This is a genomic window from Mesorhizobium sp. C399B, from assembly GCF_030323185.1.
Classification (GTDB): domain Bacteria; phylum Pseudomonadota; class Alphaproteobacteria; order Rhizobiales; family Rhizobiaceae; genus Mesorhizobium.
Map to the genome: position 1 here is coordinate 1,836,862 of NZ_CP100472.1, position 12,139 is coordinate 1,849,000.

Annotated in this window: 12 protein-coding genes; 7 read left to right on the top strand and 5 right to left on the bottom strand. The window is 63.3% G+C overall.

Features of this window, described 5'->3' with window-relative positions:
* Positions 1–5 precede the first annotated feature (5 nt).
* From NLY36_RS08665 to NLY36_RS08675, 3 genes are read right to left on the bottom strand one after another with little or no spacing between them, the layout of a single operon-like run.
* Complete coding sequence (locus tag NLY36_RS08665) at positions 6–320, bottom strand: nuclear transport factor 2 family protein (protein WP_031192978.1); 315 nt, start codon at positions 318–320, stop codon at positions 6–8.
* Positions 320–1,096: an esterase family protein gene (locus tag NLY36_RS08670; RefSeq protein WP_023695838.1), complete on the bottom strand. Its 777-nt coding sequence runs from the start codon at positions 1,094–1,096 to the stop codon at positions 320–322. The genes NLY36_RS08665 and NLY36_RS08670 overlap by 1 nt, the downstream gene beginning before the upstream one ends.
* Positions 1,097–1,101: 5 nt before the next feature.
* Entirely contained in the window at positions 1,102–2,268 is a 1,167-nt protein-coding gene (locus NLY36_RS08675) for an ATP-grasp domain-containing protein (protein WP_023695839.1), read from the bottom strand.
* Positions 2,269–2,750: 482 nt separating this feature from the next.
* Here NLY36_RS08675 and leuA point away from each other — a divergent pair, with 482 nt between their 5' ends.
* From leuA to NLY36_RS08695, 4 genes are all read left to right on the top strand, one after another.
* Entirely contained in the window at positions 2,751–4,427 is a 1,677-nt protein-coding gene (gene leuA, locus NLY36_RS08680; RefSeq protein ID WP_023695840.1) for a 2-isopropylmalate synthase, read from the top strand.
* 154 nt (positions 4,428–4,581) lie between these two features.
* Positions 4,582–6,351, top strand: coding sequence for a tetratricopeptide repeat protein (locus NLY36_RS08685; protein WP_023669961.1), 1,770 nt, complete (start codon positions 4,582–4,584; stop codon positions 6,349–6,351).
* Positions 6,352–6,454: 103 nt separating this feature from the next.
* Positions 6,455–7,258, top strand: coding sequence for an alpha/beta fold hydrolase (locus NLY36_RS08690; RefSeq protein ID WP_023695841.1), 804 nt, complete (start codon positions 6,455–6,457; stop codon positions 7,256–7,258).
* Between the two features lie 84 nt (positions 7,259–7,342).
* Positions 7,343–7,960 (top strand): hypothetical protein, encoded by a 618-nt coding sequence (locus NLY36_RS08695; protein WP_023695842.1) that lies wholly within the window; start codon positions 7,343–7,345, stop codon positions 7,958–7,960.
* Here the strand turns inward: NLY36_RS08695 and NLY36_RS08700 are convergent, their stop codons facing one another.
* The gene (locus NLY36_RS08700; protein ID WP_023695843.1) at positions 7,961–8,887 is read right to left on the bottom strand and encodes a metallophosphoesterase family protein; all 927 of its coding nucleotides are present in this window, start codon (positions 8,885–8,887) and stop codon (positions 7,961–7,963) included.
* A 71-nt stretch (positions 8,888–8,958) separates the two neighbouring features.
* On the opposite strand from NLY36_RS08700, the gene NLY36_RS08705 reads away from it, so the two are divergent.
* On the top strand, positions 8,959–9,459 hold the full coding sequence (locus NLY36_RS08705) for an NUDIX domain-containing protein (RefSeq protein WP_031195394.1): 501 nt from the start codon (positions 8,959–8,961) through the stop codon (positions 9,457–9,459).
* Positions 9,460–9,475: 16 nt separating this feature from the next.
* Here NLY36_RS08705 and NLY36_RS08710 read toward each other — a convergent pair whose 3' ends face one another.
* A complete protein-coding gene (locus NLY36_RS08710; RefSeq protein ID WP_023695844.1) occupies positions 9,476–10,462 on the bottom strand; it encodes a glutathione S-transferase family protein in 987 nt (328 codons plus the stop codon).
* A gap of 271 nt (positions 10,463–10,733) precedes the next feature.
* Here NLY36_RS08710 and NLY36_RS08715 point away from each other — a divergent pair, with 271 nt between their 5' ends.
* Positions 10,734–11,270 carry a GNAT family N-acetyltransferase gene (locus tag NLY36_RS08715; protein WP_023683633.1) on the top strand — a complete coding sequence of 179 codons (537 nt, stop codon included), beginning with the start codon at positions 10,734–10,736 and terminating at the stop codon, positions 11,268–11,270.
* 106 nt (positions 11,271–11,376) lie between these two features.
* Positions 11,377–12,138 carry a 3-hydroxyacyl-CoA dehydrogenase gene (locus NLY36_RS08720; RefSeq protein WP_023734990.1) on the top strand — a complete coding sequence of 254 codons (762 nt, stop codon included), beginning with the start codon at positions 11,377–11,379 and terminating at the stop codon, positions 12,136–12,138.
* The last annotated feature ends 1 nt before the right edge of the window (position 12,139 follow it).

Below are 12,139 nucleotides of genomic sequence, written 5' to 3' on the forward strand. Positions count from 1 at the left end.
CCGCGTCAGGAGATGACGAGGCTCGCTATGCGGTGGCCGTCGAGCACGAAGGTCATGTCACCCTCGCCGTTGAAGCCATTGCCTTTCACGGCAATGCGGACGCGGTAGCTGCCCTCGACCTCGGCGATGCGGACAATGCGAAGATTGGACTTCACGCCGATATTATCCGACTGGTTCCAGCGCGCGATCTGCTGGCGGCCTTGGAAGGACCGCCCCCAGTCGGTCAGGGACGCGTCGGCTGTGAACGTGTGGAGAACGGCTTCGCTATCACCCGCATTGGTGGCCTCGATAAAGCGGCGGATAGGTTCGGGTGTGGTCATCAATCGAGCCGGTGCATCAGATCATCATCCAGCCAGCGGCCGAAGAAATAGACCAGCTGCTTGTGCCACCATGGCCAGTCATGACTGACATCGCCGCCCCAATAGTCGACCCAGGCGGGAATGGATTTGTCGCGCAGGATCTGTTCCAGCCTGCGGGTCTCGACCAGCATCCGCTCTTCCCAGGCGCCCTGCCCGCAGCAGAAGATCATCCTCAGCGCCTTCAGCCGGGCAAGCAGTTTTGGGTCTACGATGCCGGGCAGATAGTCGAGCGGTGAATTGTAGAAGATATCACCTTCCAGCGCCTTGCCGAAGAAGTCGCCCGCCGAATAGACGCCCGACAGCGCGATGACGCCGCTGGCGAGTTCGGGAAAGCGAAAGACGAAGTTCGTGGAATGATAACCGCCCATCGAACAGCCGGTGAACAGCGGCTTTAATTTGCGCCCGCCATTGGCTTGCTCGGCGGTCGCCAGAAACTCCGGCAGCGCCTCCTCGCGCACATATCGGAAGTAAGCCTCGTGGCGACCGATGCGGTGGGCGGCGCCGGCATGCTTGTTGAAGAACGATTCCGAATCCACGCCGTCGACCGCGAACAGCTGGATGCGGCCGGTGTCGATGAATTCGGCCAGCGCTCCTACCCCGCCGGAATCCTCGAACTGGTAGAACCGCCCCTGCGACGTCGGGAACACCACCACCGGCCGGCCGGCATGGCCGTAGCGCTTGTATTCCATGTCGCGGCCGAGATTGCCGGAGAAACCCTTGTGATAAGAGATGTCCATCGCGTCTAAGCCTTTTCCGCGTGGATGTAGGCGACAGCCGCGCGCAGTGCTGCTTCGTCCTTCGAGCGCATCTGGTAGGCGTAATTTCCCATGGCGCGGCTGAAAACCTTTTCTATCGGCTGATGATGGACGATCTTGTCGCGATGCGCGGCTAGCACGTCCTCATGGCTGTGCAAATAGTGGAGGTGCTGCTTGCGGCTGGCATAAGCGGTGAAATACTTGCCCTCATAAGGACCACCGGTGGCATCCTTCACCACCATGTCCGCCCAGGCCGCGTAGACGTCGATGTCGAACGTGTAGTTGATCGCATCGGTCATCCAGGCGCCGGGCGGCCGCATGTTGACCTCAAGCGCGATGACGCGGTCGTCCTTGGTTTCGAACAGCTCGATGTGGAAGAAGCGCTCGCGCACGTCGAACGCCTTGAGGATTTTGCGGCCGGCCTCTTCGATCGCCGGTCGGACCTTGGGAAAGCAGGTGTAGCTCATGTGGCGATCCTTGTTGACCACTTCCATGATGCTCTGGTCGTAGCGGTGGCTGGCCGCCAGCACCACCTCGCCGTCACGGTTGACCAGCCCATCGAAGGTCACCACCAGCCCCTCGATGAACTGCTCCATGACGAAGGTCACGTCCTCGGGCTTGTCTCTGAAAAACTGGTCAAGCTCCCTGGCGTTGGAAATCTTGAAGGTGTTCGAGGCGCCGGACCCGGAATCGGGCTTCACCACCACGGGATAGCCGACGCGGCGGATAAAGGTCATGGCGCCGGCCCGGTCGGAGCATTTGCGCTGGGCGATGGTGTCGACGCCGCTCTTGCGGAAGAATGCACGCATGCGGCTCTTGCGCTTCAAATTCTTCACGAAATCGAGCTTGGTGCCGTAGATGTTGAAGTCGGTGCGGATATTGGCCTCCAGCTCCAGCCAATGCTCGTTGAGGGACTCGAAGCGCTCGATCCGGCCCCATTTGTGGATGAAATGACCCATCGCCCGGAACACCGGATCGTAGTCCTCCATGTCGGCGATGCGGTAATATTCCGACAGGGCCGCCTTCAGCTTGCCGTCCAGCGCCTCATAAGGCGCATCGCCAATGCCCAGCACCGTAGCGCCGGCCTTTTTCAGCCGGTCGCAGAAATCGGCGCCGTTGGCGGGAAAATGCGGCGAGAAGAAAACAAAATTCACGGATGACCCCTCCGACGGCGAAGCATTGCGGCCCCGGCTACACGCAAGTCTGGCGCATTTGCCGCGCATGGGGAAGAGTGCTCGCGAGTGGTGGAATGGCAGCCCACTTGCCTGTCCATGGCGGCTCCTGTATGAACCCCGCCATGAACACGCGCGTCTCCTCCGTCGCTTCCCGTCCGACCGGCTTTGCCGGCGAGACCGTGCGCGCGCTGGCATCGACCCTGCTTCTTCTCGGCCTTATCGGCGATCGCCGGGTTCGCTGAAGGAGCGCCCGGCGGTCGAACCGCCGCTTACGCGCACGCTCCTTGGCCAGTTCAGAAATTGGCAATTCACATCAAGCGAACGAAAATCTGATAAGGCGCTGCTCGCCCTGGAATCCGTCCGAAGACCGATCCGCGAGCCGCCGGGAGAACAAGACGATGAACGCACGAGAAGACATCCGCGCCGGCGAAGCCGAAAGCGTAAAACGCGCGGCCGGCCACATGCCGGGCGCGGCCCGAAAATACCAGCCCTACCCGACGGTCGGTCTCACCGACCGCACCTGGCCCAACAAGGTCATCGACAAGGCACCGGTCTGGTGCTCGGTCGATTTGCGCGACGGCAACCAGGCGCTGATCGATCCGATGGGTCATGAGCGCAAGGCGCGCATGTTCGCCCTGCTGCTCGACATGGGTTTCAAGGAGATTGAGATAGGTTTCCCCTCGGCCTCGCAGACCGATTTCGATTTCGCCCGCTGGTGCATCGAGGAAGGCAATGTGCCGGCTGATGTTTCGCTACAGGTGCTGGTGCAGTGCCGTCCCGAACTCATCACCCGCACCTTCGAATCTCTGAAGGGCGCCACCAACCCGATCGTGCATTTCTACAATTCGACCAGCGAGTTGCAGCGTCGCGTCGTCTTCGAGAAGGATGTCGGCGGTATCAAGCGCATCGCCACCGACGCGGCCAAGATGATCACCGACATGGCGGCCAAGGCCGGCGGCGGTTATCGCTTCGAATATTCGCCGGAGAGCTTTACCGGCACCGAACTCGACGTGGCGCTGGAGATCTGCAACGCCGTCTCCGAGATCGTCAGGCCGACGCCCGACAACAAGCTGATCATCAACCTGCCCTCGACGGTCGAGATGTCGACGCCCAACATCTACGCCGACCGTATCGAGTGGATGTGCCGTAACCTCGACAACCGTGAAAACTTGTTGATCTCGCTGCATCCCCACAATGACCGCGGCACCGGCATCGCCACCACCGAGCTCGGCCTGATGGCGGGTGCGGACCGCGTCGAAGGCACGCTGTTCGGCAATGGCGAGCGCACCGGCAATGTCGACATCGTGACGCTGGCGCTCAACATGTACACGCAAGGCGTCGATCCCCATCTGGATTGCTCCGACATCAACCGGATGAAGGACGTCTACGAATATTCCAACCAGCTGAAGATATCCGAACGCCATCCTTATGTCGGTGAACTGGTCTACACCGCCTTTTCCGGCTCGCACCAGGACGCCATCAACAAGGGCATGAAGGCCTTGAAGAAGGCCAACACGCCGGTCTGGGAAGTGCCCTATCTGCCGATCGATCCGGCCGATGTCGGGCGCAGCTACGAGGCGATCATCCGCATCAACTCACAGTCAGGCAAAGGCGGCATCGCCTATGTACTGCAGGCCGATTACGGCCTCAATCTGCCGCGCAACCTGCAGATCGAGTTCAGCCAGGAGATCCAGGCGATCACCGACGCCGAAGGCAAGGAAGTGCCGGCAAAACGCATCCATGACCGCTTTATCGAAACCTATGTCGACCAGCCCGGCGCACGACTGAAGTTCCTCGACCATCACACCTATCCCGATACCGAGAAAAAGGGCCGGCGCGTGGTCGAGGCGGTGATCCTCGACAACGGCAAGGAGACGACCATCGCCGGCTCCGGCACCGGCCCGATCGACGGCTTCGTCGATGCGCTGTCGCGTCATGTTGGCGTCGACATGTCGGTGCTTGATTATTCCGAACATTCGCTCCAGCGCGGCTCGAACGCCTCGGCGATTTCCTATGTCGAGATGGAATATCCCGGCGGCAAGCTGTTCGGCGCCGGCATCAACACCAACATCGTCGCCGCCTCGCTGGAAGCCGTTGTTTCGGCCGCCAACCGGATAATCGGCCGCAAGGCCGGCTGATATTTTCCCGGGCGCCGAATGTCCGGTCTTTTGTGTCAACCACCGGCAACTATCCGGTGTGTTACGCGATCGCATAACATAAGCATGCTTGTATGGAAGTGCAGGCTCTATATGATTGCGCCTCAACCTGTGCCGACTTCGAGAGGATCGACACTTGCAGCATGCCACGCCTGCCGCCCCCGCAGTGCGCGAGACACTGGAGCGACTGCTCGCCAGCGAAACGTTCGGACGTTCCGAGCGCGCGCGCAAGTTGCTGCGCTATCTTGTTGAGCGCGAGCAGGCCGGCGAAGCCGACAGGCTCAAGGGTTTCTCCATCGCCATGGACGTCTTCGGCAAGGACGGCGATTTCGATTCGTCGACCGACGCCGTTGTCCGGGTGCAGGCAGGCCGGCTGCGCGAACTTCTCCAGCATTATTTCGCCAATGAAGGCATAGCCGAACCGGTTCGCATTGCCATTCCGCGCGGCGGCTACGTGCCGTCCTATGAGCTCAACGCCATACGCCTGCCGGTTGGGCAGGAGCCGCTTGCGGCGGCGGTAGCCGCCTTGCCCGGATCGCCCGACCAGGCGGCTCTTGACGCCGTTCCCGCTGCCGCGACAGCTTCGGGGGTTACAGAACCTGGGCCTTCGCTGGCGCGCCATCTCCAGTTCTTCTGGGTCGCCATGACGCTGGTCATTCTCATGCTGGGCGTGCTCATCCTGCGCCAGGGCAGCGGCGCATTGCTTGCCAGCAGCGATCCTACCGCGGTGGTCGAGACCGCGGGCGTAACGAGCAGCATCGCATCGCCGTCGATGGAGGCCCTGCCCCTCGTCTACATCGCGGTGAAGGCCACCGGCCCCGAGGCCGGCCGCGTCGCCGCTTCGCTGCGCGCCGGCCTTGCCGGTTTCGACACGATCGACTTCATCGGCCGCGACGCCGACAGCAAGCGCGATCCGAGCACCGACCCGACCAGCTTCGTTTTCGATGTCCTGCCGGGACCAATGGCAGGTGACGTGACGCTCGAACTGCAGAGCGTGGCGACCGGCCGCGTGCTTTTGTCCCGCAGTCTGACGGCCGCCGACAGCGCACCTGGCACCGTCGAGGATCGTATCGCCGCCATCCTCAGCTCGACCGTTCCCGCCTCCGGCCCGCTCTACAGCTACATCGAACAGAACGGCATTCAGACCGGGCTGACGAGCTGCCTGATCCTCAACGACAGATACTATCTCGACCAGAGCACCAGGACGCACGAGGCCGCCTATCGCTGCCTGGACAACCTCGCCGGCCAGGGTGCGAAATCGTCGTTGGTCTATTCGGAACTGGCCTCCCTGACCCTTGAGGCCGCCACCGATCATTACGCCTATCCGCCTGGCGCGACGGTCGAACAAGCAATGTCCTTCGCCCATCGCGCCATCCAGATGGGACCGACCAGCCCCTATGCGCACCGCGCCTATGGCTACCTCAATTCGCGCCTCGGCAACACCGAGGAATCGATCCGCTGGATGCGCAAGGCCTATGAGCTCAACCCCTACGACCTCGGCATGGCTGCCGCTTACGGCTATGGCCTGATCTTTGCCGGCAAATATGCCGAGGGAACACCCATCCTGACCCATGCCGTCGAGACGTTCAGCGGCCATCCGACATGGTGGGATTTTGGGCTTTTCGCCGGGCAATTCATGCTGGGCGACATGAACAAGGCCGCGATAGCCAGCGAGTCGCTGCGCACGACGGCGATGAAATCGCATTATCTGGCGGCGCGGCTGATCGGCGCCAAGGCTGCCGGCCGCGAACAGCTGGCAGCCAAGCTTCTGGATGAGCTGACCACCAAATTCCCGAAATTCGCCGCCGATCCGCGCGCGGCCTTCGCTGAGCGCAAATATCCCGCCGATCTGACCGACCGGCTGGTTGAGGCGCTGCGCGCCGCGGGCCTCGGCAACGCCAGCTAGTCTTTCCGGATCGCGAAAACTTTACTGGCCATCGGTCTGGACTGGGAGCAATCCAGCCTCGATTCGAATTTCCTCTCCAGTCTTGCAATAATCCCACATTTTCATGGTCTCATCCCTCTATGTTGCCGAGCGGGGCGCCGGGCCGAAGACGGTCGTCCTGCTGCATGGCTTCGGTGGTTGCCATGATATCTGGCGCGAGGTGACCGCGTCGCTAGGGCCCGATGTCAGGACCTTGGCCTACGATCTTCCGGGACACGGACTGTCTCTCGTATTTCCTGGCAGCGGCCCGGCCAGAACAGCGGCGCGAGCGGTTCTCGCCGATATCGCCGCACGCGGGATAGCAAGGGTGCATGTCGCCGGTCATTCGATGGGCGGCGCGGTCGCCTCCCTGATGGCGCTTGCCGAGCCTGAAAGGATAGGCTCGCTGACGCTTCTGGCGCCGGGCGGTGTTGGCCCCGAGATCAACGGACCGCTGTTGCGCCGCTACGCCGCGGCCGCCGACAGACGGGAAATCCGCGCCTGCCTTGCCGCCATGTCGGGACCGCGAAGCCCGCCGCCCGAACGCATCGTTGGCGTCCTGGCGGACGTACGCCGTCGCCCCGGCCAGTTGCGCAAGCTGATTGAGATATCGGCCGTCATGACCAGGAACGAGCGGCAGGGGGTCATACCCCGCGAACAGCTGGACACGCTCGACATGCCGGTGATGGTGGTTTGGGGAACGGACGATCCGGTGCTGCCCTTTACCCAGGCTGATTGTCTGCCGGCGCATTTTCATATTCATCACGTGCTCGATGCCGGCCATATGCTGGTCGAGGAAGTGCCTGATGTGGTCGCCCAGGCCGTGCGCCGAAACATGGCACGCCGCGGCAGGCGCCTGCGTCCGACATTCGAGGCCGCGGCGAGCTAACTTACTTGCGCCCCGCACCTCGCCAGTGCATTTTGCCGCCGCCTGTGTTAACTCGCAATTAACCATATCAGCGAGGCGACGCCGATGAAGGACACTGGCGAAAACATCACCCCCATCGACACCTCCCGCAAACTGTCCGACGCCGTTCGCGATGTGAAAAATGCCTTCGCCGATCGCGACGATGTCGTGGTCGACATGCGCGAGGCGCACCGGATGCGGCTTGATCTGCTCGCCGCTGAGCTCGCCCCGGTCTTTGCCGACGTGCCCGCCGACATGGACAATTTCGACTTCGTCATCTCCTCCGGCCTGCAGCCCCGCCTGTGGATCGACGCCGTCAGCCATGTCGCCATGGGGCGCGACCGCCGCACCTACCGCTTTCTCAGGGATACCCGCATCGGCCGCGTCGTGCTCGCCGAATCGACCGATATGAAACCGGTCGCCGATCAGGTCACGCGCTATGTGGCGGAGCGCATCGTCGAGCGCCAGCGCATGATGGAGGGCGGTGTCGAGCCGGCCGTCGCCGACCTGAAACGCGCCGCCGTGCCGGAAGCTGAGCCGCCCTTGCAGGCAGCCGTGCCCCGCAAGGGCTGGTCGACGTTCCTTTCCGGTCTCGGCTTGGTCGCCGCCGGCGCGCTTGTTGGCCTGGCGGTGGCGGCCGCGCTGTTTTGGGATCGCCTGATGGCGATGAAGATCAGCTTCTGATCAACGATCTGAAGGCCTCGGTGTCTGCGCGCCGAGTTCAATGACCTGCAGGTCCGATGGCGGCAAGGCCGGCCCGGTCAGGCCGCGCCGCGTCAGGCGAATCAGCCAATTGCCCTTCTCCCCGTCAATATCGAGCAGATTGTACTGTGCCGCCGGGTTCTTGCTGCCTGGCGACTGCCCGGCGGCGGCGACGCCGACGACCGGAATCCTGGCGCCGCGCCCGCCGATGAAGAACAGCGACGGCAGATGCGAATGGCCGTGCAGCACGAGTTCGGCGCCATGCCTATGAACGGTCTTGTGGAAGCGGGAGATGCCGAACAGGCGCTTTTGCTGGGCGACGGCGCCGCGCACCGGCGGATGATGGATCATGATCACCCGCAACAGGCCGCGTTTGTTCGTTGCGTCGAGCACTGTCGCCAGCCTTTGCGCCTGACCTTCGAGGAAGAAGCCGTTGGCCATGAACGGCGCCGTGGCGCGCGCCGTCGAAACGCCGATCAGCGCGACATTGCCGCGTACGCGCAGATAGGGAAAAGCGTTGCGGTCGATCGGCGCAGTCACGCCGTCGCCGCTCATCCACGCCGCCCAGGAGCGGCAGACCTTGTCGAAGGCGCCCGGCACATAGGCGTCGTGGTTGCCCGGCACCACCGAGACATCCTCCGGCGAACCCAGCGTCTCAAGCCAGTGCTTGGCCATCTCGATCTCGCCGTCGAGCGCCAGATTGACCAGATCGCCGGTAACGGTGAGGTGGTCGGGTGTGCTCGCCTTCATGTCGGCGACGATGGTGTCGATGACGGCATCGTGCATATGGCGGCGGCGGTTGCGCTGCCAGTTGACGTAGCCGACGACGCGCTTGGACGCGAGTTCGCGATAGGTTACACCGGGAAGCGGCCCCAGATGGACATCGGAAATATGCGCGAGCCTGAACATCCTTCCTTCATAGGCGACGCGCTCCCCGCTTTCCACTCACTGTTTCCTGCCCATCCACGGTTTCGCTAGTCATGGCTATATCGGACCCGGAGCAGGCGTTTCGCCAGACCGGCTGGGCAGGCCTCAGGGCAAGGCTGTTCCATCTCTATTTCCTTCTGCGGCGGCCGATGACGCTGGGCGTGCGCGGCCTGATCCACGATCGCGCCTCGAACACTGTCTTCCTCATCCGCCACACCTACGTTCCCGGCTGGCAATTGCCGGGCGGGGGCGTCGAAGTCGGCGAGACGCTCGGTGAGGCGCTGGTGCGCGAACTGGCCGAGGAAGGCAACATCGCGCTGACAGCCCAGCCGGTGCTGAAATCGATGCATTTCAACCGCCGCTCCAGCCGCCGCGACCATGTCGGCCTCTATCTCATCGAAACCTTCAACCAGACCGCGCCGAAACTGCCGGACCACGAGATCGCCGAAGCAGGCTTCTTTCCGCTCGACCGCTTGCCGCATGGCACGACGCCGGCGACGCTGCGGCGGCTTGCCGAGGTTTTTGAAGGCGAGCCGGTATCGCCGTACTGGTAGGCTGTCAATCCGATGCTCACGCCGCCTGCCTGAACCGCGCCCGGTCGTGCGGCGCGCCATAGTCGAGCCCAGGCCCGACCGGCACGATGCGCGTCGGGTTGATGCTCTCGTGGCTGCCGTAATAGTGCATTTTGATGTGGTGCAGGTTCACCGTGCCGGCGATACCGGGCACCTGGTAGAGGTCGCGCAGATAGTTCGAAAGGTTCGGATAGTCGGCGATGCGGCGCAGATTGCATTTGAAATGGCCGACATAGACCGGGTCGAAACGCACCAGCGTGGTGAACAGCCGCCAGTCGGCCTCGGTGATACGCTCGCCAGTGAGATAGCGCTGTTTTGACAGTCGGCCCTCCAGCGTGTTGAGCGCCGCGAACAGCTCGCCGAACGCCTCTTCATAGGCCGCTTGCGTGGTGGCAAAGCCGGCGCGGTAGACGCCGTTGTTGACGGCGGGAAAGACCAGCGCATTGACCTTGTCAATCTCGCCGCGCAGGCCTGGCGGATAGAAATCGAGAGCGGCATCGCCCCACTCGTCGAAGGCCGAATTGAGCATGCGGATGATTTCGGCGGATTCGTTGGAGACGATGGTCTCTTCCTTCTTGTCCCACAGCACCGGCACCGAAACCCGGCCCGAATAGGCTGGATCGGCCTTGGTGTAGATTTGGTGCAGGAAGTCGAGGCCGTAGAGCGTGTCGCCGGTGGCGCCATCCTCGGCCAAAAACGTCCAGCCCTCAGTACCGAGGAAATGATGCACGACTGAAACCGGGATGATGTCTTCCAGCTTCTTCAGCGCGCGAAAGATCAGCGTGCGGTGCGCCCACGGACAGGCGAGCGAGACATAAAGATGGTAGCGTCCGGGCTCGGCCTTGAAGCCGCGCGTACGACCTTGCGCCGGCGCGCCGTCGCGCGTGATCCAGTCACGCCACTGCGTCTCGGCGCGGATGAACCTGCCGCTGCTATCGACATTGGCCGGACGGTCCTGCCATTTGCCTTCGACCAGCAATCCCATACGAAATCTCCTTGCGTGCCTTGGCCAATGTAGTCGCAAGGCGGCAATGCCGAAGCCGTCATCTGCTGAACAGAGCGTCACTCGTATGAAACGCCGGATGAAAACAGCCGATTGCAGCCGCCGGAAATTGATGCTAGCGGACACTCCGCATGTTCGATCTTGGCTTGATCCGGTTTGACCGACGACGAAAGGACGCCCGCGCTTAGAAAGCGCTGACTGGCGAACGCTGCCGCTTGCAGCAACCTTTCCTCTTTATCGGACCGCGAAGACCATGAGCCTTGCCGACGTGAAATACCTGCCGGAAACTCCGGCGCATGATCCCGAAATCGAAGCCATCAACGACGAAGCCTTTGGCCCCGGCCGTTTCGTGCTGGCCGCCTACAAGATTCGCGAGACCGGCGGCCACGAGCGCTCGCTATCCTTTGTCGCCATGAATGGCGACATCGTCGTTGCTTCGGTGCGCATGACCCGCATCGCCGCCGGCGCCGGACGCGCGCTGATGCTCGGGCCGCTCGCCGTGCGGCCCGCCTTCAAGAATCTCGGTATCGGCCGCCGGCTCGTGGCGATCGCGCTGGAGGCGGCCGCCAAGGCCGGCGCGCCGGCGGTGATCCTTGTCGGCGACGAGCCTTATTACGGCCCGCTCGGCTTCAGAAAGATCCCCCGCGGCCAGATCTCCATGCCGCGCCCGGTCGACCTCGACCGGCTGCTGTCGCACGAGATCGTGCCCGGTGCCGTGGCGCGGCTCTCCGGCGAGGTCGGCCATGCCAGCCTTGCCAGGATCGCGGAGCAGGCACCAGTGATGGCCTGAGCTCCAGGATCGGTCGCGGCACCGGTCGCGATGGATCCCCATTGGTCAGGTTGCACCATGGCGGCGACCTCCGTAGCATGACCCGGAACAGCACGGAGCACGCCGCATGAACCCGAACGGCCAGATTGCGATCGTAACCGGCGGCGGCTCCGGCCTCGGCGAGGCAACCGCCCGCGCGCTGGCCGACAAGGGCGCGCGCGTCGCCATTTTCGATATCGGCATCGACCGGGCATCGAAGGTGGCGGGCGACATTGGCGGCGCCGCCATCCAGTGCGATGTGAGCAGCGCCGACAGCGGTGCGGCCGCGCTCGCCGAGGTGGAAAAGAGACTTGGGCCAGCGCGCATCCTTGTCAATTGCGCGGGCATTGCCATCGGCGTGAAGACGATCGGCAAGGATGGTCCACATCCGCTCGACCAGTACCGCAAGGTGATCGAGATCAATTTGATCGGCACCTTCAACATGATCCGCCTCGTCGCCGACCGTGCCGCCAAACTCGAACCGCTGCAGGGCGGCGAGCGCGGCGTCATCGTCAACACCGCGTCGGTGGCCGCCTATGATGGCCAGATCGGCCAGGCCGCCTATGCCGCATCCAAGGGCGGCGTCGTCGGCATGACGCTGCCGGTTGCCCGCGACCTGGCGCGCTCCGGCATTCGCGTCTGCACCATCGCGCCCGGCATCTTCAAGACGCCTATGATGGCCGGCATGCCGCAGGAGGTGCAGGATTCGCTCGGCGCGGCCGTGCCCTTCCCGTCCCGCCTCGGCGAGCCGTCCGAATATGCCGCGCTCGCCCTGCATATCGTCGAAAACCAGATGCTGAACGGCGAAACCATCCGCCTCGATGGGGCAATCCGCATGGCGCCGAAATAGA

What these genes read in the sequence shown, in the direction of transcription:
- NLY36_RS08665 (WP_031192978.1), bottom strand. Translation starts at nt 320, where the DNA reads ATGACCACACCCGAACCTATCCGCCGCTTTATCGAGGCCACCAATGCG.
- NLY36_RS08670 (WP_023695838.1), bottom strand. Translation starts at nt 1,096, where the DNA reads ATGGACATCTCTTATCACAAGGGTTTCTCCGGCAATCTCGGCCGCGAC.
- leuA (WP_023695840.1), top strand. Translation starts at nt 2,751, where the DNA reads ATGCCGGGCGCGGCCCGAAAATACCAGCCCTACCCGACGGTCGGTCTC.
- NLY36_RS08690 (WP_023695841.1), top strand. Translation starts at nt 6,455, where the DNA reads ATGGTCTCATCCCTCTATGTTGCCGAGCGGGGCGCCGGGCCGAAGACG.
- NLY36_RS08695 (WP_023695842.1), top strand. Translation starts at nt 7,343, where the DNA reads ATGAAGGACACTGGCGAAAACATCACCCCCATCGACACCTCCCGCAAA.
- NLY36_RS08700 (WP_023695843.1), bottom strand. Translation starts at nt 8,887, where the DNA reads ATGTTCAGGCTCGCGCATATTTCCGATGTCCATCTGGGGCCGCTTCCC.
- NLY36_RS08705 (WP_031195394.1), top strand. Translation starts at nt 8,959, where the DNA reads ATGGCTATATCGGACCCGGAGCAGGCGTTTCGCCAGACCGGCTGGGCA.
- NLY36_RS08710 (WP_023695844.1), bottom strand. Translation starts at nt 10,462, where the DNA reads ATGGGATTGCTGGTCGAAGGCAAATGGCAGGACCGTCCGGCCAATGTC.
- NLY36_RS08715 (WP_023683633.1), top strand. Translation starts at nt 10,734, where the DNA reads ATGAGCCTTGCCGACGTGAAATACCTGCCGGAAACTCCGGCGCATGAT.
- NLY36_RS08720 (WP_023734990.1), top strand. Translation starts at nt 11,377, where the DNA reads ATGAACCCGAACGGCCAGATTGCGATCGTAACCGGCGGCGGCTCCGGC.